General features: G+C 63.5%; 23 protein-coding genes. 5 read left to right on the top strand and 18 right to left on the bottom strand.

Annotated features, from left to right (window positions below; genetic code table 11):
- Positions 1-43: 43 nt before the first annotated feature.
- From trpA to grpE, 15 genes are all read right to left on the bottom strand, one after another.
- Entirely contained in the window at positions 44-853 is an 810-nt protein-coding gene (gene trpA, locus AC04MI_RS08560) for a tryptophan synthase subunit alpha (protein WP_056061439.1), read from the bottom strand.
- Complete coding sequence (gene trpB, locus AC04MI_RS08555; protein ID WP_436077987.1) at positions 854-2,137, bottom strand: tryptophan synthase subunit beta; 1,284 nt, start codon at positions 2,135-2,137, stop codon at positions 854-856.
- Entirely contained in the window at positions 2,115-2,915 is an 801-nt protein-coding gene (locus AC04MI_RS08550) for a phosphoribosylanthranilate isomerase (protein ID WP_436077986.1), read from the bottom strand. The genes trpB and AC04MI_RS08550 overlap by 23 nt, the downstream gene beginning before the upstream one ends.
- The gene (truA, locus tag AC04MI_RS08545; protein WP_476497607.1) at positions 2,912-3,787 is read right to left on the bottom strand and encodes a tRNA pseudouridine(38-40) synthase TruA; all 876 of its coding nucleotides are present in this window, start codon (positions 3,785-3,787) and stop codon (positions 2,912-2,914) included. The genes AC04MI_RS08550 and truA overlap by 4 nt, the downstream gene beginning before the upstream one ends.
- A complete protein-coding gene (locus AC04MI_RS08540) occupies positions 3,787-6,399 on the bottom strand; it encodes a motility hub landmark protein FimV (RefSeq protein ID WP_436077984.1) in 2,613 nt (870 codons plus the stop codon). Before AC04MI_RS08540 ends, truA begins: the two co-directional genes overlap by 1 nt.
- A gap of 289 nt (positions 6,400-6,688) precedes the next feature.
- A complete protein-coding gene (gene asd, locus AC04MI_RS08535; protein ID WP_056061454.1) occupies positions 6,689-7,819 on the bottom strand; it encodes an aspartate-semialdehyde dehydrogenase in 1,131 nt (376 codons plus the stop codon).
- 403 nt (positions 7,820-8,222) lie between these two features.
- Positions 8,223-9,296: a 3-isopropylmalate dehydrogenase gene (gene leuB, locus AC04MI_RS08530; protein WP_476497605.1), complete on the bottom strand. Its 1,074-nt coding sequence runs from the start codon at positions 9,294-9,296 to the stop codon at positions 8,223-8,225.
- A gap of 76 nt (positions 9,297-9,372) precedes the next feature.
- Positions 9,373-10,023: a 3-isopropylmalate dehydratase small subunit gene (gene leuD / locus AC04MI_RS08525; protein ID WP_476497604.1), complete on the bottom strand. Its 651-nt coding sequence runs from the start codon at positions 10,021-10,023 to the stop codon at positions 9,373-9,375.
- Between the two features lie 11 nt (positions 10,024-10,034).
- Complete coding sequence (locus tag AC04MI_RS08520; RefSeq protein ID WP_005795904.1) at positions 10,035-10,160, bottom strand: entericidin A/B family lipoprotein; 126 nt, start codon at positions 10,158-10,160, stop codon at positions 10,035-10,037.
- Positions 10,161-10,229: 69 nt separating this feature from the next.
- A complete protein-coding gene (gene leuC, locus AC04MI_RS08515) occupies positions 10,230-11,651 on the bottom strand; it encodes a 3-isopropylmalate dehydratase large subunit (protein WP_056061462.1) in 1,422 nt (473 codons plus the stop codon).
- A gap of 21 nt (positions 11,652-11,672) precedes the next feature.
- Complete coding sequence (locus AC04MI_RS08510) at positions 11,673-12,650, bottom strand: LysR family transcriptional regulator (RefSeq protein ID WP_476497602.1); 978 nt, start codon at positions 12,648-12,650, stop codon at positions 11,673-11,675.
- Between the two features lie 136 nt (positions 12,651-12,786).
- Positions 12,787-14,151, bottom strand: a complete 1,365-nt coding sequence (locus AC04MI_RS08505; protein ID WP_436077981.1) for an MBL fold metallo-hydrolase — start codon at positions 14,149-14,151, stop codon at positions 12,787-12,789.
- A 154-nt stretch (positions 14,152-14,305) separates the two neighbouring features.
- Positions 14,306-15,451, bottom strand: coding sequence for a molecular chaperone DnaJ (gene dnaJ / locus AC04MI_RS08500; protein WP_056061470.1), 1,146 nt, complete (start codon positions 15,449-15,451; stop codon positions 14,306-14,308).
- A gap of 84 nt (positions 15,452-15,535) precedes the next feature.
- Positions 15,536-17,485, bottom strand: coding sequence for a molecular chaperone DnaK (dnaK, locus tag AC04MI_RS08495; RefSeq protein WP_476497600.1), 1,950 nt, complete (start codon positions 17,483-17,485; stop codon positions 15,536-15,538).
- Positions 17,486-17,578: 93 nt separating this feature from the next.
- Positions 17,579-18,130, bottom strand: a complete 552-nt coding sequence (gene grpE, locus AC04MI_RS08490) for a nucleotide exchange factor GrpE (RefSeq protein WP_056061476.1) — start codon at positions 18,128-18,130, stop codon at positions 17,579-17,581.
- Positions 18,131-18,438: 308 nt separating this feature from the next.
- Here grpE and rpsF point away from each other — a divergent pair, with 308 nt between their 5' ends.
- From rpsF to dnaB, 5 genes are all read left to right on the top strand, one after another.
- Positions 18,439-18,816 carry a 30S ribosomal protein S6 gene (rpsF, locus tag AC04MI_RS08485; RefSeq protein WP_015013245.1) on the top strand — a complete coding sequence of 126 codons (378 nt, stop codon included), beginning with the start codon at positions 18,439-18,441 and terminating at the stop codon, positions 18,814-18,816.
- 18 nt (positions 18,817-18,834) lie between these two features.
- On the top strand, positions 18,835-19,125 hold the full coding sequence (gene priB / locus AC04MI_RS08480; protein ID WP_056061479.1) for a primosomal replication protein N: 291 nt from the start codon (positions 18,835-18,837) through the stop codon (positions 19,123-19,125).
- A 17-nt stretch (positions 19,126-19,142) separates the two neighbouring features.
- Positions 19,143-19,424: a 30S ribosomal protein S18 gene (rpsR, locus tag AC04MI_RS08475; RefSeq protein ID WP_005795932.1), complete on the top strand. Its 282-nt coding sequence runs from the start codon at positions 19,143-19,145 to the stop codon at positions 19,422-19,424.
- A 12-nt stretch (positions 19,425-19,436) separates the two neighbouring features.
- Positions 19,437-19,889, top strand: coding sequence for a 50S ribosomal protein L9 (gene rplI / locus AC04MI_RS08470; RefSeq protein ID WP_015013247.1), 453 nt, complete (start codon positions 19,437-19,439; stop codon positions 19,887-19,889).
- Positions 19,890-20,056: 167 nt separating this feature from the next.
- On the top strand, positions 20,057-21,469 hold the full coding sequence (gene dnaB, locus AC04MI_RS08465; protein ID WP_476497598.1) for a replicative DNA helicase: 1,413 nt from the start codon (positions 20,057-20,059) through the stop codon (positions 21,467-21,469).
- Positions 21,470-21,598: 129 nt separating this feature from the next.
- Here the strand turns inward: dnaB and AC04MI_RS08460 are convergent, their stop codons facing one another.
- The 3 genes from AC04MI_RS08460 to AC04MI_RS08450 all read right to left on the bottom strand — a co-directional run bounded on the left by AC04MI_RS08460 (position 21,599) and on the right by AC04MI_RS08450 (position 24,473).
- The gene (locus AC04MI_RS08460) at positions 21,599-21,985 is read right to left on the bottom strand and encodes a hypothetical protein (protein WP_436077980.1); all 387 of its coding nucleotides are present in this window, start codon (positions 21,983-21,985) and stop codon (positions 21,599-21,601) included.
- Position 21,986: 1 nt separating this feature from the next.
- Positions 21,987-23,747 (bottom strand): PhoH family protein, encoded by a 1,761-nt coding sequence (locus AC04MI_RS08455; RefSeq protein ID WP_476497596.1) that lies wholly within the window; start codon positions 23,745-23,747, stop codon positions 21,987-21,989.
- 240 nt (positions 23,748-23,987) lie between these two features.
- Positions 23,988-24,473 carry a peroxiredoxin gene (locus AC04MI_RS08450; protein WP_476497615.1) on the bottom strand — a complete coding sequence of 162 codons (486 nt, stop codon included), beginning with the start codon at positions 24,471-24,473 and terminating at the stop codon, positions 23,988-23,990.
- Positions 24,474-24,478: the final 5 nt, after the last annotated feature.

The following is a 24,478-nucleotide window of genomic DNA, read 5'->3' as shown; positions in this document are numbered from 1 at the left end:
CTGTCGGCGCACCCCGCAGGATGCGCCGGGCTGCATTATGCGACTAGGCGTCCAGTGCCTTGCGGATGCCGCGCAGGAAGTCGATGGTCAGGGGCACCACCTTGGCGTGCTCCTGGTCTTCAATCAACTGGATGATGCGGCTGCCGATGACCACGGCATCGGCCACCTTGCCGATGGCCTGGGCGGTGGCGGCGTCGCGGATGCCGAAGCCCACACCCACCGGGATGGTCACGTGCTGGCGAATACGGGGCAGCATCTGCTCCACGGCCGCCGTGTCCAGCGCGCCTGAGCCGGTCACGCCCTTGAGCGATACGTAGTACACATAGCCGCTGGCCACACGCGCCACCTGGGCCATGCGTTCATCCGTGCTGGTGGGGGCCAGCAGGAAGATCAGGTCCATGCTGTGCGCGCGCAGGCTGGCGGCAAAGGCTTCGCATTCTTCGGGCGGGTAGTCCACGATGAGCACGCCGTCCACGCCCGCAGCGGCAGAGTCGCGCACAAACGCACCTTCGCCGTGCTTCTGGTCGTAGCGTTCCACAGGGTTGGCATAGCCCATCAACACCACTGGCGTGGTGCTGTTGCGCTTGCGGAACTCACGCACATGGTCGAGCACCTGCACCATGCCAATGCCCAGGCTGAGGGCTTTTTCACCCGCCTTCTGGATCACCGGGCCGTCGGCCATGGGGTCGGAAAAGGGCACGCCCAGCTCGATCACGTCGGCACCGGCCTCGACCATGCCGTGCATGAGCGCGGGGGTGATGTCGGCAAACGGGAAACCGGCGGTCACATAAGGAATCAGCGCCTTGCGGCCCTGTGCTTGCAGGGCAGAAAAGGTGGATGCGATACGGCTCATTTATTTCACCACCTTGATGGGTTGCTCGCCGCCCTTGACGGACTGCCCCTGGCAGCTGGGTCGGCAGTAAAAGTCGGCGCCACTGAGATCGGCCACAGTACCAATGTCCTTGTCGCCCCGGCCCGAGAGGTTGACCAGGATCGACTGGTCTGGGCGCATGGTTTTGGCCAGCTTCATGGCGTAGGCCACGGCGTGACTGGATTCGAGTGCGGGGATGATGCCCTCGGTGCGGCAGAGGTAGTGGAAGGCGTCCAGCGCTTCCTGGTCGGTGATGCCGACGTATTCGGCGCGGCCGATTTCCTGCAACCAGGCGTGCTCCGGGCCCACGCCGGGGTAGTCCAGGCCTGCGCTGATGCTATGGGTTTCGGTGATCTGGCCGTTGTCATCCTGCAGGATGAAGGTGCGGTTGCCGTGCAGCACGCCCGCGCTGCCCTTTTGCAGCGATGCCGAGTGTTTGCCCGACTCCAAGCCTTCGCCGGCTGCCTCCACGCCGATGAGGCGCGTTTTCTCGAAAGGGATGTAGGGGTGGAAGATGCCCATGGCATTGCTGCCGCCGCCGACACAGGCGATCACGGCATCGGGTTGGTCGCCCAGCACCTTTTGCTCGGCCAGCATGCTGGGCATTTGCTCAATGCATTCCTTGCCGATCACGCTCTGGAAGTCGCGCACCATCATGGGGTAGGGGTGCGGGCCCGCCACGGTGCCGATGATGTAGAAGGTGTTGTCCACATTCGCCACCCAATCGCGCATGGCGTCGTTCAGGGCGTCCTTCAAGGTCTTGCTGCCAGACTCCACGGGCACCACCGTAGCGCCCAGCAGTTTCATGCGGTACACGTTGGGGCTTTGGCGCTTCACGTCTTCGGCACCCATGTAAACAACGCATTCGAGTCCGTAGCGCGCGCAGATAGTGGCAGTGGCCACGCCGTGCTGGCCCGCACCCGTTTCGGCAATCACGCGGGGCTTGCCCATGCGTTTGGCCAGCATGGCTTGGCCGATCACGTTGTTGATCTTGTGCGCGCCTGTGTGGTTCAGGTCTTCGCGCTTGAGATAGATCTGTGCGCCGCCCATCTCGCGGCTGACGCGCGCTGCATGGTAGATGGGGGAGGGGCGACCGACGAAGTGCTTGAGTTCGTAATGGAATTCAGCCAGAAATTCAGGGTCRTTCTGGTAGCGCGCGTAAGCCTCGCGCAGCTCCTGGATGGCGTGGGTCAGGGTTTCGCTGACGAAGCTGCCGCCATACGGGCCGAAATGACCGGAAGCGTCAGGTTGCTGATAGGAATTCATGGGGGTTCTTTGCAAGTTGTGCATCGGCCGCACGCACGGCGGCAACGAAGCGTTGGATCTTCACGGCGTCCTTGATGCCCTTGACGGGTTTGCCATCAGGACCATCGGTTTCGACGCCGGAACTGACATCAACCGCCAGCGAGAGACCCCGCGGGCGGACTTGCAAAATGCCATCGGTCACGTTTGCAGGCGTGAGTCCACCAGACAAAACGAGGTGAGAGCTGACGCTTGGTGGAAGGAGTGACCAATTGAATGCCTTGCCGCTGCCGCCAAAACCTTCGACGTGGGCGTCGAGCAGGATGGCTTGGGCGTGAGAGTAATCGTGGGCGTATTTTACGAGGTCAAACTGCGCCGCTCCATCACCGAGGGGAATTCGGGCGGCTCGCAGGTAGGGGCGTGCCCCCTGGTGGGTGGCCGCCATGCAGTCCTGTGGCGTCTCATCACCATGGAATTGCACTGTAGCGCCAGCAATCATTGCACTGGCTGCTATCACATTAGGAGTGGATTCGTTCACGAACAGCAGCACGGGCATGACAAACGGCGGCAGGCGCCGTGCCAACTGCGCGGCCCGCTGGGGGGTGACCGACCGTGGGCTGGGGGCGTAGAGTACAAAACCCACCGCATCGGCGCCCGCAGCCACAGCTGCATCCACGTCTTCCTCGCGGGTCAGCCCGCAGATCTTGATGCGGGTGCGTACGTTGGCAGACGCCTGGAAAGGGGCGTGGAGGCGTTGACTGACGGCGGGGGCCGTTGTGGTCGGTGTAGTGGCCTGGTTCATGGAAGCCAATCATACGCAGCCGTGCGCTGGGGTAGCCCCCAGGCGGCGTCGTAGACGGGCCCTTGAAAGTACAACCCGTCTGGCGAGAATGTCGGCGCAGYCACCTTGCGGGACCGGGCTGCCAGCACCTTGGCCATCCATTCGGGAGGCTGCGTGCCCTGGCCGATGGTGATCAGGCAGCCCATGATGTTGCGGATCATGTGGTGCAAGAAGGCGTTGGCTTCGAATTCAAAACGCCAGTAACAGGGGCTCCAGCCCAGTTCGGGGTGCGGTGTGTCCGCCCCCCGTCGCACGATGTCGATGCGTTGCAAGGTCTTGACCGGGGTCTTGGCCTGGCAGGCGGACGCGCGAAACGAGGTGAAATCATGCTCGCCGATCAGGTAGTCGGCCGCCTGCCGCATTGCGTCATGGTCTAACGGGTGAAACACCCAGCCCGCCCGCCCGGCATCCACGCTGGGCCGCACCGGCGATTGCAGAAGCACGTAGGCATAGCGCCGGGCCACGGCGCTGGCACGCGCATGAAAGTGGTCTGGGACGGCCTGAGCCCATTGCACCGCGATGTCGGAGGGCAGGAAGGTGTTGGTACCCCGGACCCAGGACGCTGCGGGCCGGTCCAGCGGGGTGTCAAAGTGCACCACCTGCATCAGGCCGTGCACACCCGCATCGGTACGGCCTGCGCAAAGGGTGCTGACCGGATGCGTAGCAAAACGGCCCAGGGCCGCTTCGAGTTTGTCCTGCACGGTGTTGCCAGAAAGCTGGCTCTGCCAGCCACTGTAGGCCTGGCCGTTGTAGCTGACACCCAGCGCCACCCGGGTCACGGGGCGGCCTGGGGACGTGCTGGGGGTTAAATCAGCGGAGGGGCCGAGCGGCATCAGCCCAGTTCGGCCAGCATGCGCTGGGCGCGGGTCTTGAGGGCGCCGCTGGACTCTGCCACCACCTCTTCAATCAGCGTACGAGCGCCGTCGGTGTCCCCGATGGCGTTGAACTCTTCGGCCAGCGCAAGCTTGGTGGCCAGCGGGTCGTCCTGCGCTGCGGCCGATCCATCGTCGGTGAATTCCGGTGCGGGGGCCATCGGGGCCTTGGCGGCGGGAGCTGCCATGGGCTTGGAGGGGGCGTTCAGGTCCAGCGACAGGTCGCCCAGATCAAACTCCATAGGGCCGGAGTCTTGGGGCTCGCCATGGAGAGGCATGGGGCCGGACGGCGCCATGGTCAGGTCGTCGCTGCTGGGGAAGTCCAGATTGGCCACTGGAGGCGGCGCCATCATGGGACTCGGAGCGGTTTCCTGACTGCTCCACGCGGCCGTGGGCTCGTCGGGGATGCTGGGCAGATGCAACTCGGGGCGCAGCGTCTGTGGTTCGCTGGCTTCACTGCGGTTGTTGGCCGCAGCAGCCGCAGCAGCCGCAGCAAAACCACCGGCTGCAGCGGGGGGGGCGTCCGTCAGCGCGTCATCGGGCAGGTCCAGATCCAGGTCGAGGTCCAAGTCTGGGGGCAGGGCTGCGGCAGGGCTGCCTGCACCAGTGAAGGTGCTGGGGAACCCGCCCGGTGGCACGGAGGGTGATTCATCCTCGGCCATTCCGGGGCGGCCGCCAGGTTGGTACAGGCGGTTTTCGGGCTCAAGGTCACGCCCGAGTTCGGCAATGCGGTTCCAGTCAGGCCCTTCGCCCTGGGTCAGCTTGAACACTTCGCCTGCGACGGCCTCGAGGGCTTTGCGGTCCTGGCGCTTGGCGTAGATTTCACCCAGCTTGACGTGCACTGAGACGCGGCCCGGGTTGTGGCGCACGGCTTCTTTCAGGATTTCTTCGGCCTGGAGATCGCGGCCGTAGGCCAGATAAACGTCGGCTTCGGCCACGGGGTCCACGTCACCGCCGGCGTCCAGTTGGCTGGGTGAATAGGCCATGGACGAGCCAGTGGTCATATCGCTGTTGGCCGTGTCTACACGCTGGCCGCCGCTGGCACCAAAAAACGAGTCGGGTTGAATGCGGCTTTCCAGGAAGGAGCTGTCCACCCCACCGTTCTGTCGACGGCGCTGGACCAGGCGGTAAGCGCCAAATCCGAGCAGACCCGCCACCAGGATGCCGCCGCCAATAGGCAGCAGTGGGTCGTCCATAAGGGTGGACAGGAAACCGGGCTCCTCGACGGGGGCCGGAGCAGGTTTGGGTGTGGGCGCTGGTTTGGGGGCCGGTGCGGGTGCAGACGCCTCCGTGGCGGGTGCCGAGGCGGCCGCTTCTGCTGCCACTGCGGTGTCTGGCGGGGTGCTCGCGGCCGCTGCGGGGGCGGATGCCGGGGCTTCGGGCGCCGGCGGCGCGGTCGGTGTTGCCGGGACGGCTGGGGCCTGCACAGCCACCCCCGCAGGTGCGCTGGCTGCACCCGCTACGGCGGGCGCAGGGCTGCCTCCGGCGGCTGCAGAGGCTGCGCTCAGCTTGTTGAGGTCGGTGATGTTCTTGGACAACTCTGCCATCCGCGTGGCGGCTTCGCTGGCCTGTTTGTCCTTGGCGACTTGCTCTTCGGCTGCCTTCTGGCCTTTGACGGCCCCCTTGGACAGGGTGAGCTTGTCGGGCGCTGCAGTCGCGGGTTTTTTGTCTTCTACGCGCGTCTGTACGGTGCCAGAGGCGGAGCGCTGGGCAGCAGCCACTTCGGTCGAAGGGGCCGCACCTGCGAGTTTGCGGCGGAAGTCGTTGAAGTCACGGGCCTGTGCGGCCAGAATCTGACGTGCTTCGGGGGCTGTGGTGGACTGCGCTGCGGCCTGGTCGGGCATTTGCAGCACGGCACCTGCCCTCAGGCGGTTGACGTTGCCCTGAATGAACGCGTCCGGGTTGGTACGCATCATGGCGACCAGCATCTGGTCGAGCGAAACGCCTGCAGGCTTGTACGCGTTCGCGATGCGGCCAGCGGTATCGCCTGCCTGTACCGTCACGCCGTCTGCGGGGGCAGGGCGTGGGGCTGCTGCACGGGGTGCGGCTGCAGCGGCGGCTGGCTCGCTGGCACGGGCTGTGGCTGCGGGGCGCGTCGCAGGGACCTGGGGCGCCACCGGTGCAGAAATTTGGGGCGCTGCTGTGACGGCAGGCGCTGCGCGGCGCATGCTTGGAGGGTCAAACAGCATGGTGTAGCTGCGAACGATACGGCCTGAGCCCCAGTTGGCATCCAGCACCAGGTCCAGGAAGGGTTCGTTCACAGGCCGGTCGCTTGACAGGCGCAACACGGCGGTGCCGTCGGCGCGGCGCTGCAGTTGAATCTGCAGGTTGTTCATGGTCTGCGTGTATTCCATGCCCTGGGCACGGAAGACCTCAGGCGTGGCCGTCGTGGCACGCAGCGAGTCCGCTTCGGCCGGAGTGATCTGTGGCAGGTCGATTTCAGCGCGCAGCGGCTCGCCCAGGGCAGACTGCACGGTGATGCGGCCCAGTGCCAGCGCAGACGCGTCGCTGGTGTAGAAACCAGCGCAAGCCACGGCCGCGGCCGCCAGGACAGAAAATTTCCAACGATGCATGTTTGCCAACAACTGATTAGGATTTTTTGCGGCTCGGACGAGCGGTGCTTTTGTTCTCATGGTCTGATCCCCGCCCCGGCGCGTGAAAATATGTAAAAAGCACCATAGCATCAATGTTTTGCACTGACAAGCTGAGGTGGCTCCGAAGCTTTGAGTGGGGTCCCGGCGCCCCAAATTGGGGCGTGCAGATGTTGCCAATTGCCAACGCCGCGTAACCGAGTGTGTCGATGTCTCAGGCGTAAAAAAGCGCGCGCAAGGGGGCTTGCGCGCGCTTTATGAAGTGAGACGATCAGGCGTTGAGCAAGATACGCAGCATGCGACGCAGTGGCTCGGCGGCGCCCCAGAGGAGCTGGTCGCCGATGGTGAAGGCGCCGACATACTCGGGGCCCATGGCCAGCTTGCGGATGCGGCCCACGGGGATGGTCATGGTGCCCGTCACGGCGACGGGTGTCAGGTCCTTGATGGTGGCTTCGCGGGTGTTGGGTACCACCTTCACCCACTCGTTGTCTGCGGCGATCATTGCTTCGAGGTCGGCCACGGGCACGTCCTTCTTGAGCTTGAAGGTCAGGGCCTGGCTGTGGCAGCGCATGGCGCCCACGCGCACGCAGAATCCGTCGACTGGAATGGCTGCGGAGTCAAAGCCTTCGCCCAGGCCAAGAATCTTGTTGGTTTCGGCCATGCCCTTCCACTCTTCCTTGGACTGGCCGTTGCCCAGGTCCTTGTCGATCCAGGGGATCAGCGAGCCACCCAGCGGCACGCCAAAGTTGGCGGTTTCTGCACCGGTCAGTGCGCGCTGCTTGGCGATGACCTTGCGGTCGATTTCCAGGATGGCGCTCTTGGGGTCGTCGAGCAGGGCCTTCACTTCGGCATTCAGCGTGCCGTATTGGGTGAGCAATTCGCGCATGTGCTGCGCGCCGCCGCCCGAGGCCGCCTGGTAGGTCTGGGTGCTCATCCACTCAACCAGCCCGGCCTTGTACAGTGCGCCCACGCCCATCAGCATGCAGCTCACGGTGCAGTTGCCGCCCACCCAGTTCTTGCCGCCGTTGGCCAGCGCGTCCTTGATGACGGGCATGTTCACCGGGTCCAGGATGATCACGGCGTCTTTTTCCATGCGCAGGGTGGAKGCCGCGTCAATCCAGTGGCCGTTCCAGCCYGCGGCGCGCAGCTTGGGGAASACYTCGGTGGTGTAGTCGCCGCCTTGGGCCGTGATGATGATGTCGCAGCGCTTCAAGGCGTCGATGTTGAAGGCGTCTTGCAGTGTGGTTTCGTTCTTGGCCTGCGCAGGGGCCTTGCCGCCGGCATTGGATGTGGAGAAGAACAATGGCTCAATCAGGTCGAAGTCTTTTTCCTCGACCATGCGGTCCATCAACACCGAGCCGACCATGCCGCGCCAGCCGACCAAACCTACCAACTTGCTCATTTCAACGCCCCTTTTCAGATTAAGAAACAGTGCCAGACCAGACTGTTTGCCCCGGCTCGTCTGGCCGGGAGAGGGCGCACGACGGTACCGGAGCTGGATCAGCCCTTAATAATGGTCGTGGTTTTGGTGGTGATTGCGCGCACAGCCACGCCTGCCAGGGCGGCAGTAGCGGTGTTCAGGTCGAACGGGCGGGCGGCAAACATGGGCATGATTGTAATGGATCGCGGCTTGCACGGGGCTTGCAGCGTTGCGGGAACGCCATGGTCCGCTCGGCGACGGCGCCCCTGGCGGGCTGGATGGGCGTGCGAGTCGGTCCACGCCCATAAAAAAGGCGATCACAGAGGATCGCCTTTTGTGGATGCCACGCGCCGCCGCTGTGGGCAGCTCGGACGGCTGGGGTGATTTACGCCTGCAGCGCCTTCACCACCGCGTCGCCCATCTGCGCCGTGCCGACCTTGGTGGTGCCTTCGCTGTAGATATCGGGCGTGCGCAGGCCCTGTGCCAGCACCTTCTGCACGGCGGCTTCGATGCGCTGGGCTGCGGCCTCCTGGTTCAGGCTGAAGCGCAGCATCATCGCTGCCGAGAGGATGGTGGCCAGCGGGTTGGCCACGCCCTTGCCGGCRATGTCGGGKGCGCTGCCGTGGCTGGGCTCGTACAGRCCCTGGTTGCTSSWRTTSAGSSWSGCCGAGGGCAGCATGCCGATGGAGCCRGTSAGCATGGMGGCYTCGTCCGASAGGATGTCGCCRAACATGTTGCCGGTSACSAYCACGTCRAACKYCTTGGGSGCCTTSACSAGYTGCATGGCCGCGTTRTCSACGTACATGTGCTGGAGTTCCACGTCGGGGTACTGCTGGCCCACCTCGGTCATGACGTCCTTCCAGAACTGGAAGGTTTCCAGCACGTTGGCYTTGTCSACGCTGGTSACSYTCTTGYTGCGCTTGCGKGCGGCCTSGAAGGCGACGYGGGCGATGCGCTCGAYCTCGGGGCGSSWGTAGCGCATGGTGTCRAASGCTTCKTCGGCACCSGGGAARTGSCCGTCGRYGGCCRYGCGGCGGCCGCGCGGCTGGCCGAAGTAGATGTCGCCGGTSAGCTCGCGGATGATGAGGATATCCAGGCCTGCGATCAGTTCGGGCTTGAGGCTCGATGCGCCCACCAGTTGCTCGTAGCAGATGGCAGGGCGGAAGTTGGCGAACAGGCCCAGGTTCTTGCGCAGGCCCAGGATGGCCTGTTCGGGGCGCAGGGGCCTGTCGAGCTTGTCGTATTTCCAGTCGCCCACGGCGCCGAACAGAATGGCGTCGGCTTCCTTGGCGAGCTTGAGGGTGGACTCGGGCAGCGGGTGGCCGTGGGCCTCGTAGGCGGCGCCGCCGACCAGGGCGGATTCCATCTCGAACTTCAGGTCGAGTGCGTTGAGGACCTTGACGGCCTCGGCCACGATTTCGGTACCGATGCCGTCACCCGGCAGAACTGCGATTTTCATTGATTTTGCTTTGTTTTTGATAGCTGCTAGCGCATATGGATGTAGCGCTTGCGGCCGATTGGGCTGAATTTTTGAGTTACGACACCATGGTGTGTGTCAGCCAGGGCTTGGTGGCAAGCCGCTGGGCTTCAAAGGCCTTGATCTTGTCCGACTGGCGCAGGGTCAGGCCGATGTCGTCMARRCCGTTGAKCAGGCAGTACTTGCGGAAGGCCTGCACGTCGAACGGGATCTCTTCGCCCTGGGGGCGCACGATSACCTGGCGCTCCAGGTCGATGGTGAGCKKGTAGCCGGGRAAGGCSAGSRCYTCRTCGAACAGCTGGGCCACCGKSGCCTCGGGCAGCACGATSGGCAGCAGGCCRTTCTTGAAGCAGTTGTTGAAGAAGATGTCCGCAAAGCTGGGCGCGATGATGGCGCGGAAGCCGAACTGATCCAAGGCCCACGGCGCGTGCTCGCGGCTGGAACCACACCCGAAATTCTTGCGTGCGATGAGGATGCTGGCGCCTTGGTAACGCGGCTGGTTCAGCACGAAGTCGGGATTGGGCTTGCGACTGGCGGGGTCCTGGCCGGGCTCGCCGTGGTCCAGGTARCGCCATTCGTCRAACAGGTTCWSGCCRAAGCCGGTSYKCTTGATCGACTTGAGGAACTGCTTSGGRATGATSGCGTCGGTRTCGACGTTCTCGCGRTCCATSGGGGCCACRAGGCCCTTGWGCAMGGTGAATTTYTGCATGGCGGTATCAGTTACTTGGCGGCCCGCTCGATGGCGCTGCCGGCTTTGCCAATGTCCTGGCCCACACCCTTGACGGTGTTGCAGCCAGCCAGCACAAAGGCCAGRGACAGGGCGATGAGGGTGGCGGTCTTTTTCATGACAAGGCTCCTTCAGGCGGTTGGGGCAGTAGAGAGGACAACGGGCGGATGATGGGATGAATGATCAGCTCAGGTGAACTGGCGGATGTCCACAAAGTGGCCGTGCACSGCAGCSGCKGCGGCCATGGCCGGGCTCACCAGGTGCGTGCGGCCGCCAGCACCCTGGCGGCCTTCAAAGTTGCGGTTGCTGGTGGAGGCGCAGCGTTCGCCGGGCTCCAGCCGGTCGGCGTTCATGGCCAGGCACATGCTGCAACCGGGCTCGCGCCACTCGAAGCCTGCGGCCACAAAAATCTTGTCCAGGCCCTCGCGCTCGGCCTGCTCTTTGACCAGCCCCGAGCCGGGCACCACCATGGCCAGCTTCACATTGCTGGCCACCTTGCGGCCCAGGTTCTTCACCACGGCGGCGGCTTCGCGCATGTCTTCGATGCGGCTGTTGGTGCAGCTGCCGATGAACACCTTGTCGATGGTGATGTCATTGATCGGCTTGCCGGGCTGCAGGCCCATGTAGGTCAGCGCGCGCTCGATGGCGCCACGCTTGTTGGTGTCCTTTTCCTTGTCCGGGTCGGGCACGCGGGCGTCCACGCCCAGCACCATCTCGGGGCTGGTGCCCCAGGTGACCTGCGGCACGATGTCGGCCGCATCAAGCTTGACCACGGTGTCGAACTTTGCGTCGGCGTCGGAGTGCAGCGTCCTCCAGTACGCAACGGCCTGGTCCCATTCCACGCCCGTGGGCGACAGGGGGCGGCCCTTGACGTATTCAATGGTCTTGTCGTCCACCGCCACCAGACCCGCGCGAGCACCACCTTCGATGGCCATGTTGCACACGGTCATGCGGCCTTCCATGCTCATCGCGCGGAAGACAGAACCTGCAAATTCAATGGTGTAGCCCGTGCCGCCGGCCGTGCCGATCTTGCCGATGATGGCCAGCACCACGTCCTTGGGGGTCACGCCTTTGGCCAGCGTGCCATCGACCTGCACCAGCATGTTCTTGGCCTTTTTGGCCAGCAGGGTCTGCGTGGCCATCACGTGCTCGACCTCAGAGGTGCCGATGCCGTGGGCCAGTGCGCCAAACGCGCCGTGGGTGCTGGTGTGGCTGTCGCCGCAGACCACGGTCATGCCGGGCAGGGTGGCACCGTTTTCAGGGCCAATGACGTGCACGATGCCCTGGCGCTTGTGCATGAACGGGAAGAACGCGGCGGGTGTGATCTGCGCGATGTTGTCGTTCAGCGTGGTGATCTGTTCCTTGCTGATCGGATCGGTGATGCCGTCGTAGCCGTTTTCCCAGCCCGTGGTGGGCGTGTTGTGGTCGGCCGTGGCCACGATGGAACTCATGCGCCAGACCTTGCGGCCCGCTTCGCGCAGACCTTCGAATGCCTGAGGGCTGGTGACTTCATGCACCAGATGGCGGTCGATGTAGAGGATGGAGGTGCCGTCCTCTTCGGTGTGGACGACATGCTCGTCCCAGATCTTGTCGTACAGGGTGCGTCCCATGGCGTGGCTTTCTTTCTGCTTTCAGGTGGGTGATTGGATTTTAGTGTCGGGGGCCGGGTGCGCCGGGGCGGGTTCTGCCCGGGGTGAGAGGTGTTCCACCAGCAAACGCGCGGTGACGGGCAGGGCGTCAAAGTCGCGGGCTACTACGCGCAGTTCGCGGTGGGCCCAGGCATCGGTCAGCGGGATGGCTTGCAGGTTGCCCACGCCGCGCATCAGCGCAAACGCCCGGTCGGGCAGCAGGCCCACGCCCAGGCCGTTGTCGATCATGCGGCACATGGCGTCCAGCCCCGTCACCTGGATGCGCTGGCGCAGGGGGCGCCCGGCTGCGGCAGCGGCCGCGCGCATGGCCAGGCTGATGCTGCTGTTGGCGTGCAGGCCCACAATGTCCCAGTCCAGGACTTCTTCAAAATTGATAGCATCCAGAGCAGATAAATCATGCACTCGGGGCACAACCAGCACCAAATTGTCGGCACGGTAGGGCCTGCTCTGCAGCTCCAGGGCTCCGCCCCCGTTCGCCATGCCGATGTTGCAGATGCCCAGGTCGGCGGCTCCCTCTTGCACGGCGTGCAGCACATCGCTGGAGAGGTGCTCCTGCAGGTCGATCTTGATCTGGCTGTGCTCGCGCGCGAAGGCGCCCAGGTCTTCGGGCAGAAACTGGAAGATGGCCGAGATGTTGGCGTGCATGCGGACATGGCCGCGAACGCCGTCGGCATATTCACTCAGTTCGCCCTGCATGCGCTCCAGGCCAAACAGCACGGTGCGCGCATGGTGCAGCRGGCTCTCGCCGGCGGGCGTGAGCGTCACACCCCGGCTGTGGCGGTAGAGCAGGGCGGTGTCTACAGCCGTTTCCAGGTCCGACAGGCGCTTGCTGACCGCCGATGCTGCAATGAATTCGCGCTCGGCGGCGCGGCCGATGCTGCCCAGCTCGCACACCGCCACAAACAATTGCAGCGAGGTGAGGTCAATACGGCGCGCAAAACTGCGCTCGGAGCTTTTCATGGGGTTTTGACTTCTCAAAAAGAGAAGGTTTCACATTTTCTCCCCATTGTTGATAGTTTGTCATCGCGATACGCGATGACTGCGATGCCCTTCTGCGCGAGAGCGGCTCTCCCGGAGTGCAGAAAGAGACCGAGGCTCAGGCCGCGCAGGTGCTGCCGTGCTCTGGCACTGAGGCCCGCCAGCGCAATTCGTGTTCAATGCGCTGGCGCAGTAGGTCGGCGGCGCCCATTTCGCCATGCACCACATACACCTGGTCGGGCGCGTGCCCCATGCTCCGCAGCCAGGCGATGAGCTGGTTGCCGTCGGCGTGGGCCGATGCGGAAGACAACTTGACCACTTCGGCGCGCACGGCCACGTCCTGGCCGTGAATGCGGATGGCCTTTTCGCCCTCAGCCAGCCGCGCGCCGCGTGTGCCCGGCGCCTGGTGCCCGGTCAGAATGATCATGTTGCGGTGATCGCCAGCGTGCAGTGCCAGGTGGTGCAGCACGCGGCCCCCGGTAGCCATGCCACTGGCTGACAGGATGACCATGGGACCATGCAGTTTGGCCAGTCCTTTGGATTGCTCGGGTGTCTGGACCATGGTGGCGCCATGCTCTAACGCCTGCACCTCGCGGCCGCTCAGGCGGTGTTCCTGCATGTGGTGCTGGAACAGTCCGGTGGTGCTCACGGCCATGGGGCTGTCGAGGAATACCTTGAGCGATGCTGGCACCACACCCTGTGCCTTGAGCAACCCGATGGCGTGCAGCACGGCCTGTGCACGGCCCACGGCGAAGACGGGCACCACGGCGATGCCCCCGCGTGCGGCCAGGCGCTGTAGGGCGGGGCCCAGTTCGTTGAGCAGACCTTCGGGCGGGTGCTCCCGGTCGCCATAGGTGGATTCGATGAGCACGGTGTCCGCCTGGGGCGGGGCGTCCGGTGGATTCATCAGCAAGTCGTCCGGCCGGCCCAGGTCGCCAGAGAACAGGATTCGCCTGCCGCCCACCTCCAGCAGCACGCTGGCCGCACCCAGGATGTGGCCTGCGGGCGAAAACGTCACGCGCCAGCCGGGCAGGGGCTCGAACGCCTTATGGAAGGCATGGATCTGGAATTGTTTGAGGCAGTGCAGCGCGTCGAGCCGGGTATACAGGGGCAGGGCGGGGCTGTGGCTGCTGAGCTGGTGGCGGTTGAGGAAGGCGGCGTCCTCCTCCTGCAGGTGCCCGCTGTCGGGCAGCAGGATGGTGCACAGGTCACGTGTGCCCGGGGTGCAGTGGATGGCGTGGGTGTAGCCGTCGCGCGCCAGCAGCGGCAGGTAACCGCTGTGGTCCAGGTGGGCATGGGTCAGCACCACGGCGTCGATCTGGTGCGGCGTGACGGGCAGGCGCTGCCAATTGCGCAGGCGCAACTGCTTGTAGCCCTGGAACAGGCCGCAATCGACCAGCAGGCTCTTGCCGTTGTAACGCACCAGATACTTGGAGCCGGTGACGGTGCCGGAGCCGCCCAGGAAAGTGATGTTGACGTTCATGTGTCCAGACTCCCGGGTGATCATCGATGATGACCATCCTACTGGTCGGACTGCGCATGCGGACGTTGCCAGGGGGTTTCTTGCCTTGCATCAAGAAAAAACCGCCTGCGGCCTTGGGGCTGCAGGCGGTTTTTGGCGGGAAACCCGCGCGTGATCAGCTGAAGAAGTTCTTCAGCCGGTCCGTCCAGCTCTCGCCGCTGGGCGAATGGCGTGCGCCGCCCTTCTTGAGGGAGTCTTCCAGCTCGCGCAGCAGCTTGCGCTGGTGTTCGGTGAGCTTGACGGGTGTCTCGACCGCGATGTGGCAGTACAGGTCACCTGGGTAGCTGGCGCGCACACCCTTGATGCCCTTGCCGCGCAGGCGGAACTGCTTGCCGGCCTGGGTGCCTTCGGGGATGTCGATGGCCGCCTTGCCCTGCAGGGTGGGCACCTCGATCTCGCCACCCAGCGCCGCTGTGATGAAGCTCACCGGTACCTGGCAGTGCAGGTCGTCACCGTCGCGCTCGAAGATGTCGTGTTTCTTCAGTCGGATCTCGATGTACAGGTCGCCTGGCGGGCCGCCGTTGGTGCCCGGCTCGCCGTTGCCGGTGGAGCGGATGCGCATGCCATCGTCGATGCCGGCAGGGATCTTCACTTCCAGCGTCTTCTGCTTCTTGAGCTTCCCTTGGCCATGGCAGGTGGTGCAAGGCTCGGGAATGATCTTGCCCGTGCCACGGCAGTGGGGGCAGGTCTGTTGCACGCTGAAGAAGCCCTGGCGCATTTGCACGGTGCCCGCGCCTTGGCAGGTGCCGCAGGTCTTGGCGCTGGTGCCGGGTTTGGCTCCGCTGCCATGGCAGGTGTCGCAGGTGTCCCAGGACGGGATGCGAATCTGCGCGTCTTTGCCGCGAGCTGCTTCTTCGAGCGTGATCTCCATGGCATAGCTGAGGTCACTGCCACGGTAGACCTGGCGTCCACCGGCGCCGCGCCCGCGCCCGCCTTGTTGGCCGAACATGTCGCCAAAGATGTCGCCGAAGGCTTCCGCAAAACCGCCAAATCCTTCTGCTCCCGCGCCACCGGGGCCGCGCATGTTGGGGTCTACCCCCGCATGGCCATACTGGTCATAGGCCGCACGCTTTTGGGGGTCCGAGAGCATCTCGTAGGCCTCTTTGGCCTCTTTGAACTTTTCCTCGGCAGGCTTGGCTGCGTCCCCCTGATTGCGGTCAGGATGGTGCTTCATCGCCAGCTTGCGATAGGCCTTTTTGATTTCTTCGTCCGAGGCGTTCTTCGGAACGCCCAGGATTTCGTAAAAGTCTCGTTTGGACATAGTGATTCAGAACCCGGTTGGAACAGGAACGCCGCGCAGCCCCTGACGAGCATTGCGCGGCGGCTCGGGTCAACGGGGGCTCGTTCAGCCCTTCTTGACTTCCTTCACCTCGGCATCAACGACGTTGTCGTCGTCTGCGGGCTTGTTGGCTGCACCGGCCGATGCGCCTGCGGCGTCTGCACCACCGGCCGCCTGGGCGGCTTGCGCTGCCTGCGATTCGGCGTACATCTTCTCGCCCAGCTTCTGGCTGGCGGCCATCAGCGCGGTCGTCTTTTCGTCAATCGCGGCCTTGTCTTCACCCTTGAGGGCTTCTTCGAGGGCCTTCACGGCTGCAGCGATCGCGTCCTTTTCACCTGCGTCGAGCTTGTCGCCGTGTTCGGCCAGGCTCTTGTTGACGCTGTGCACAGCGGCTTCACCCTGGTTGCGGGCCTGCACCAGTTCCAGCTTCTTCTTGTCGTCCGCAGCGTTCAGCTCGGCGTCCTTCACCATCTTCTGGATYTCKTCTTCCGACAGGCCCGAGTTSGCCTTGATGGTGATCTTGTTTTCCTTGCCGGTGCCCTTGTCCTTGGCGCCCACGTGCAAGATGCCGTTGGCGTCAATGTCGAACGACACTTCGATCTGCGGAACACCACGGGCTGCGGGTGGAATGCCTTCGAGGTTGAAYTCGCCCAGCAGCTTGTTGCCSGWGGCSATYTCGCGCTCGCCCTGGWASACCTTGATGGTCACGGCMGGCTGGTTGTCSTCGGCSGTSGAGAAGGTCTGMGCGAACTTCGTCGGGATSGTSGTGTTCTTSGTGATCATCTTGGTCATCACRCCGCCCAKGGTYTCGATRCCCAGCGACAGSGGGGTCACGTCCAGCAGCAGYACGTCCTTGCGGTCGCCCGASAGCACYTGGCCCTGGATGGCGGCGCCSACGGCCACGGCTTCRTCRGGGTTCACATCCTTGCGGGGGTCCTTGCCGAAGAATTCCTTGACCTTCTCCTGCACCTTGGGCATGCGGGTCATGCCGCCGACCAGAATCACGTCATGGATGTCGGACACCGACACGCCCGCGTCCTTGATCGCCAKGCGGCARGGMGCGATGGTGCGCTCGAYCAGCTCKTCSACCAGKYKTTCSRGCTTGGMGCGSGTSAGCTTGATGTTCAGGTGCTTSGGACCCGAGGCGTCGGCCGTGATGTAGGGCAGGTTGATGTCGGTTGCTGCCGAATTCGACARCTCGATCTTGGCCTTTTCGGCGGCTTCCTTCAGGCGTTGCAGGGCCAGGACGTCCTTGGACAGGTCCACGCCTTGTTCCTTCTTGAACTCGCCGATGATGAAGTCGATGATGCGTTGGTCGAAGTCCTCGCCGCCCAGGAAGGTGTCACCATTGGTCGACAGCACTTCGAACTGCTTTTCGCCATCCACGTCGGCGATTTCGATGATGGACACGTCGAACGTGCCGCCACCCAGGTCATACACGGCAATCTTGCGGTCGCCCTTTTCCTGCTTGTCGAGGCCAAAGGCCAAGGCTGCAGCGGTGGGCTCGTTGATGATGCGCTTGACATCAAGGCCAGCGATGCGGCCAGCGTCCTTGGTGGCTTGGCGCTGGGCGTCGTTGAAGTAAGCGGGCACGGTGATGACGGCTTCCGTCACGGGCTCGCCAAGGTAGTCTTCAGCCGTTTTCTTCATCTTGCGCAGGATGTCTGCGGACACCTGCTGGGCCGACAGCTTGTTGCCACGCACTTCGATCCAGGCGTCGCCGTTGTCGGCAGCCACGATCTTGTAGGGCATCAGGTCGATGTCCTTYTGSACTTCYTTYTCSKYGAACTTGCGGCCGATCAGGCGCTTGAYSGCGTACAGCGTGTTCTTGGGRTTGGTCACGGCCTGGCGCTTGGCCGAGGCRCCKACSAGSAYYTCGCCGTCTTCCTGGTAGGCCACGATSGASGGCGTGGTGCGYGCACCTTCSSWGTTYTCRATCACRCGGGTSGTGTTGCCYTCCATGATSGAMACGCASCWGTTGGTGGTGCCSAGGTCRATGCCGATGATTCTTCCCATGATTTTTCTCCGAATGCTTGAATGGTTTGGATGGCTAGTAACTTGTGGATAACTTGGTTTGCTTCAAGTCTTCCAGGTCGATTTTTTTGAGGCTCACTTGGGCGCAGTCACGGTGACCAAGGCCGGGCGCAACACGCGCTCCGCGATCACGTAGCCCTTTTGCAGCACAGCCACCACCGTATTGGCTTCTTGCTCCGCGGGCACCACGCTGATGGCCTGGTGCTGGTGGGGGTCGAACTTGGCGCCTGCGGCGGGGTTGATGGCCACCACCTTGTTGCGCTCCAGCGCAGACGTCAACTGGCGCAAGGTGGCGTCGGCGCCTTCGCGCAGCTGCTGGGGCGTGGCCTCCTTGATGGCCAGGGCCGCGTCCAGGCTGTCAGCCACGGGCAGCAGGCTCTCGGCAAAACTCTCGATGCCGAACTTGCGGGCCTTGGACACTTCCTCCTCAGCACGGCGGCGGGCGTTCTCCGCCTCGGCCTTGGCGCGCAGGAACTGGTCCGCCAGATCGGCACTTTTGGCTTTCAGCTCTGCCAGCTCGCCCTGCAGGCGTGCCAGCTCATCGGAGGCGTGGGCGGCCATGGCGGCTTCGACTTCTTCGGGGGCGGGGGCGCTTGGGGCGGGGTTGGTTTGGCTGTGGTCTGACATGTCAGGATTTGAAGAGGTAAAAAAGCAGTACGCGCGGTACTTGGGGGCTTGTCGGGGAATATCAAGGTCTGCGCCAGGGATTTGTCGTTGTGACGGCCCCGGGTTGGCGCAAGTGGTTCTAAGGCATGTCGGCCCAACCGCCGTTTTTGCAAGGGTCGCACCCTCCATGGCTGGACAAATGGGGGGTGGACGATGCGGCAGCGGGTCTGCAGAGTGTACAAGCGCAAGCGGTCGGGTTATAATCGCAGGCTTTCCCTTGCCACACCACTTCTAGACGCGGTGGGTGGTCTCACCCAAAAGGAGTCTGCATGCGTCATTACGAAATCATTTTGTTGATCCATCCGGATCAAAGCGAACAAGTTCCAGCCATGCTGGAGCGCTACAAGGGCATGATCACCGCTGGCGGTGGCAAGGTGCACCGCGTGGAAGACTGGGGCCGTCGTCAACTGGCGTACCTGATCAACAAGCTGGCCAAGGCCCACTACCTGTGCGTGAACATCGAAGCCGACCAGGCTGTGATGGCTGAACTGGAGCACGCCTTCAAGTTCAACGACGCCGTGCTGCGCCACCTGACCGTGCAAAAGAAGAAGGCTGAAACCGGTCCTTCCTCCATGATGAAGACCGTCGAGCGCGAAGAAGCCCGCAAGGCCAGCCAAGCTGAATACGCAGCGGCCGGCGAGCGCTGATCCTCTTCTCTCTTTGGAGTGGAGAACCGCGTCGTCTTGACCGCCTGTATCGCAGAGGCTGAGCCCCTGCGATACACGCCCGCCGGACTGCCTGCCCTCACGCTGCGCCTCGAACACGAGTCCCAGCAAACCGAAGCAGGCCACCCCCGCGAAGTCAAGGCCGCCATGAAAGCCACCGCATTTGGAGCGATGGCTGAGCGACTGGCAAGGCAAAACATCGGAAGTCTCTGGACTTTTCATGGATTTCTGGCCACACCGCGCAATGGCAAGACTGCAGTGCTGCACATCCAGGATATTCAACAAAATTAATTTTCAAGGGGTCCGCAATGGCCACGTTCAAGAAGTTCAACAAAGACAAGCGCCCAAAGCGCAACACCCAGTCCCTGCTGTTCAAGCGCAAGCGCTTTTGCCGCTTCACGGTGACCGGTGTTGAAGAAATCGACTACAAGGATGTCGATACGCTGCGCGATTTCATCGCCGAAAACGGCAAGATCATCCCCGCACGCCTGACCGGCACGCGCGCCATCTTCCAGCGTCAGCTGAACACTGCCATCAAGCGCGCACGCTTCCTGGCCCTGGTGCCTTACAGCGACCAGCACAAGATCTAAGGAGCACAACCCATGCAAATCATCCTGCTCGACAAGGTTGTGAACCTCGGCAACCTCGGTGAAATCGTCAAGGTCAAAGACGGCTACGCCCGCAACTTTCTGATTCCCGCTGGCCGCGCACGTCGCGCCACCGAAGCTGCCAAGGCAGAGTTCGAAGCCAAGCGCGCTGAACTCGAAAAGGCCGCTGCTGCCAAGCTGGCAGAAGCCCAGGCCCAAGGTGAAAAGCTGGCCGGTACCACTGTCAAGCTGACACAAAAGGCTGGCGTGGATGGCCGTCTGTTTGGGTCCGTGACCAACCATGACATCGCCGAAGAGCTGAATAAGCAAGGCTACAAGGTTGCCAAGTCGCAAATCCGCCTGCCCAACGGCCCGATCAAGGTCGTGAGCGACAGCGCTGTGAGCGTTGCKCTGCACACCGACGTGGTCGTGGAAGTCAACGTGTCGGTCTACGGCGAAACCGCCTGATCGTCCGTCAGGACCTCTCAAAAAAGCCGCCCTTGGGCGGCTTTTGTCTTTGTGTGACCGTAGTTTTTACACGGTTGCCCACGGGTTACCCCCGCCTTATCCACAGACTTGTGCCATGACGACACGCCGCGTGGGCGATAGCATGCCGGGTTAGCTCCAAGGATTCCATGTCTGCCGTTTTCCCACCCCTTGATGATGGATTCACGCCCGTGCCGGACCGTGAAATTGCCCAGCTGCGTGTGCCACCGCACTCCATCGAGGCGGAGTCCAGTGTGCTGGGTGGTCTGCTGCTGGACAACAACGCCTGGGACCGCGTGGGCGACCTGCTGGTAGAAAGCCATTTCTATCGCCACGAGCACCAAATGATCTACACAGCCATTGGTGCGCTGATCAATGCCAGCAAGCCAGCCGACGTGATCACAGTGTTCGAGCACCTGCAGAACCAGGGCAAGGCGCAGGAGATGGGCGGGCTGGCCTATCTGAACAATCTGGCGCAATACGTACCCAGTGCCAGCAATATTCGGCGCTATGCCGAAATCGTCCGTGAACGCGCCATCCTGCGCAAGCTGGTCACGGCCAGCGACGAAATTTCGACCAACGCGTTCAACCCCCAGGGTAAAACGGTGGAACGCATCCTGGACGAAGCCGAGGCCAAGATCTTTGCCATTGGCGAAGAGGGTTCGCGCACCAAGCAGGGCTTCCAGTCGCTCGACACGCTGGTGATTGACCTGCTCGACCGCGTGCAGGAGATGGCTGACAACCCTGTGGACGTCACGGGCGTCCCCACCGGCTTTGCCGACCTGGACCGCATGACCAGTGGCTTGCAGGCGGGCGACATGGTGGTGCTGGCAGCACGCCCGTCCATGGGCAAAACCTCGTTCGCGGTGAACATTGCTGAGCACGTGGCGCTCAACGAGGGCTTGCCGGTTGCCATCTTCTCGATGGAAATGGGCGCAGCTCAATTGGCGGTGCGTATTGTGGGCTCGATCGGCCGGGTGAACCAGGGCAACCTGCGCACCGGCAAGCTCACCGACGATGAATGGCCGCGCCTGACCGAAGCCATCGAAAAGCTGCGCACGGTGTCGCTGCACATCGACGAAACCCCGGGCCTCACGCCCAGCGAGCTGCGTGCCAACGCGCGCCGTCTGGCGCGCCAGTGCGGCAAGCTGGGCCTGATCGTGGTGGACTACTTGCAGCTCATGAGCGGCTCGGGTTCGTCGGGATCGGACAACCGGGCGACGGAGCTGGGCGAAATTTCCCGGGGCCTCAAGATGCTGGCCAAGGAGCTGCAATGCCCGGTGATCGCGCTGTCTCAGCTCAACCGCTCGGTGGAGCAGCGTACCGACAAGCGYCCCATGATGWSCGACCTGCGCGAATCSGGCGCCATCGAGCAGGACGCGGACATCATCATGTTCATCTACCGCGACGACTACTACRACAAGGACTCCAAGGAGCCCARCGTGGCCGAGGTCATCATCGGCAAACAGCGGAACGGCCCCACCGGAACGGTGAAGCTGTTCTTCCAGAAGAACCAGACGCGCTTTGAGAACCTGGCGATGGGTTCAGGCGACGATTTCTAATAAAAATAGCTGCTAGCGCCTATTTTATAAGCGCTGGCAGCTATTGAATTTATAGCGAACAAGTTCTGGTGCCATGCCGTACAGTGCCCGTGGTTCCAGGCTCCCGGCATGCGCGGTATCGCTATTGCACTATTGAGTTAGTACCCACGCCAGCAAACCTGCGCATGCCACTGCCAGCATGCTTACCGCCACGGTGAACCATTGCTGGCGTCGGCGCTGCACTTCCACCGCTTGCACCACCTGGGCGTGCTGTTCGGCCAGGGACTGGATCAGCATGGCGGACTCCTGCTGCTCCCGCTCCAATTGCGCCACGCGGTCACGCAGATGCTGAAGCTGCAAGGCCGCCGGAATGGCGGTCTCGCCAGCGGCACCATCGAGTGCACCCGTCGCCGCTTCGGCATTCCCTTTTTGGGTGGTGCCCAGCAGCTTCTTGGCCGCCTGCAGGATCTGGGGCGTCGCCACGATGACGTCGCCCCAGGGCACCAGCTTCAGTGCTGCAACCCAGCCTGCCGCCAACTCAGAGCACCTCGCTGGCGAAGTCCGCCAGGCGTGAGCGTTCGCCCCGCGCCAGGGTGATGTGCCCGCTGTGTGGCCAGCCCTTGAAGCGGTCTACCGCATACGTCAGGCCGGAGGAGCCTTCGGTCAGGTASGGTGTATCGATCTGCGCMAGGTTGCCCATGCAGATGATCTTGGTGCCGGGGCCTGCGCGGGTGATCAGTGTCTTCATCTGCTTGGGCGTCAGGTTCTGCGCCTCGTCGATGATCACGTACTTGTTCAGGAAGGTGCGCCCGCGCATGAAGTTCATGCTCTTGATCTTGATGCGGCTGCGGATCAGCTCGTTGGTGGCCGCGCGGCCCCACTCTCCTGCGTTGCCGCCATCGCCCTTGGCCAAAAACTCCAGGTTGTCATCCAGTGCGCCCATCCAGGGGCCCATCTTCTCTTCTTCGGTGCCGGGCAGGAAGCCGATGTCCTCGCCCACGCTCACGGTGGCGCGGGTCATGATGATCTCGGTGTAGCGGCGGTCGTCCAACACCTGAGTGAGGCCCGCGGCCAGGGCCAGCAGGGTCTTGCCGGTGCCTGCAGTGCCGGTCAGGGTCACGAAGTCGATCTCGGGGTCCATGAGCAGATTCATGGCGTAGTTCTGCTCGCGGTTGCGCGTGGTCACGCCCCACACAGCATTCTTGGTGGAGCCATAGTCCTTGAGCGTCTGCAGCACCGCAGTCTTTTCACGGATCTCGCTCACGCGCGCAAACAGGCTGGGCTCGCCGGGGGCCTCGAAGTACACAAACTGGTTGATCATCAGCTGCGGCACGATGGGCCCGCCGATGCGGTAGTAGGTGTGGGCGCCGCTCTGCCAGCTTTCTACGTTCTTGCCGCTCTTGGCCCAGAAGTCGGGGGGCAGGGCCAGCACGCCGGCGTASAGCAGGTCGCCGTCTTCCAGCGTCTTGTCGTTCTGGTAGTCSTCGGCAKYCAGGCCCAGGGCGCGCGCCTTGACGCGCATGTTGATGTCYTTGGAYACCAGCACCACCTCGCGCGGGGCGTGCAGCTTGCGCAGGGCTTCGACCACGCCCAGGATCTGGTTGTCGGCCTTGCCGGGGGGCAGGCTGGTGGGCAGGCTGTAATCCAGCGGTACGGTCTGGAAGAACAGGTGGCCGCCCGCGGCGCGCTGGCCGGTGGAGTCGAGCTTGAGGCCCTTGGCCATGTCGGCGCCCTGGGCGGCAGCCAGCGCATCCAGGGTGCGGCTGGYYTGGCGGCCGTTRCGSGCSACTTCSGTSRTGCCCTTCTTGTGGCCGTCCARTTCYTCCAGCACGATCATCGGCAGGAAGATGTCGTGCTCYTCRAAGCGGAACAGGCWSRTCGGGTCRTGCAGSAGCACRTTGGTGTCCAGCACGAAGAGCTTGGTCGGGCCGTGCGATGCGGACTTGCGGCTGCGTGTGGTGGTTGCGGTGGCTGGCGCGGGGCTGGCGGTGACGGCAGGAGGAGTGGCGGTACCGCGCGCCTTGCGCGTGCCAGTGCTGCGAGCCACGGGAGCGGCAGAGGGGGCGGCTGTCCGGGTTCGGGTCTCGATCTGTAGCAGTGGAGCGGTGTCAGGCGCTGCCAGCGACGAGGCCACACTGTCTGCCTTGCGTCCCGCGCGGGCTGGGGCTGCAGCGGCGCGCTGAGGCATGGCAACGGCTTCGTTGGCCGAGGTGGTGGCTACGCGGGGGCGGGCCGTGACTTCAAAGGCTTCTGGCGCGAGGAGTGCAGCGCGCCGGCTGGGGGCGGGGGGCAGGGGCATGGTGGCAGGGCCTCGGTCGGTAAAGGGATAACGGATGGGGTCAGAAAGCAAAAAGCCGCCTGGAGGCCAAGGCGGCTTTTTGGATGGGTGCTAACGGTGCAAGAACCAGGGGCATTGATCCATTATGCCCACTCCATGTGTCTTGCCAGGGCAAAACGGGTGGTGTGTCGCGTGGATGCTCCAGTGCCCTTTGGTGGATTGCAACGGTCGCAGCAGCGCTGATGCGATCAGGTTGTCCGCTCAGGCGGCCTTTTTCAGGGCCTTGAGGGATTTGACGGTCTTGAGGACTTCGTCCACATGGCCTGGTACCTTGAGGCCGCGCCACTCTTGCACCAACAGGCCATCGGGGCCGATCAGGAAGGTGCTGCGCTCGATGCCCTTGACCYTCTTGCCGTACATGATCTTGTTCTTGACCACACCGAACATGTGGCACATCTTTTCTTCGGTGTCGGCAATCAGCTCGAACGGCAGTTCCAGCTTTTCCTTGAAGTCGTCGTGCGACTTCATGTTGTCGCGCGAGACACCGAACACGGCTGCGCCAGCTTTCACGAAATCCTTGTACTTGTCGCGAAACTGCATGGCCTCCGTGGTGCAGCCCGGCGTGTTGTCCTTGGGATAGAAGTAGAGAACCAGAATTTGGCCAAGGTGGGAGGTGTTGGAGACCTTGATACCACCGGTTGCGTTGGCTTCAAATTCAGGGAGGGGTTTGTTGACAACGATCGCCATATCAC

The organism is Acidovorax sp. LjRoot204 (assembly GCF_056175785.1).
Note: the sequence above shows the minus strand (reverse complement) of the source record. Positions and strands in the feature narration are given on the sequence as shown.

Excerpts from the sequence above, each read along its gene's own strand:
- grpE (WP_056061476.1), bottom strand. The coding sequence starts at position 18,130 with ATGTCAGACCACAGCCAAACCAACCCCGCCCCAAGCGCCCCCGCCCCC.
- AC04MI_RS08505 (WP_436077981.1), bottom strand. The coding sequence starts at position 14,151 with ATGAACGTCAACATCACTTTCCTGGGCGGCTCCGGCACCGTCACCGGC.
- AC04MI_RS08540 (WP_436077984.1), bottom strand. The coding sequence starts at position 6,399 with ATGCATCGTTGGAAATTTTCTGTCCTGGCGGCCGCGGCCGTGGCTTGC.
- trpA (WP_056061439.1), bottom strand. The coding sequence starts at position 853 with ATGAGCCGTATCGCATCCACCTTTTCTGCCCTGCAAGCACAGGGCCGC.
- rpsR (WP_005795932.1), top strand. The coding sequence starts at position 19,143 with ATGGCCACGTTCAAGAAGTTCAACAAAGACAAGCGCCCAAAGCGCAAC.
- AC04MI_RS08550 (WP_436077986.1), bottom strand. The coding sequence starts at position 2,915 with ATGAACCAGGCCACTACACCGACCACAACGGCCCCCGCCGTCAGTCAA.
- rpsF (WP_015013245.1), top strand. The coding sequence starts at position 18,439 with ATGCGTCATTACGAAATCATTTTGTTGATCCATCCGGATCAAAGCGAA.
- dnaJ (WP_056061470.1), bottom strand. The coding sequence starts at position 15,451 with ATGTCCAAACGAGACTTTTACGAAATCCTGGGCGTTCCGAAGAACGCC.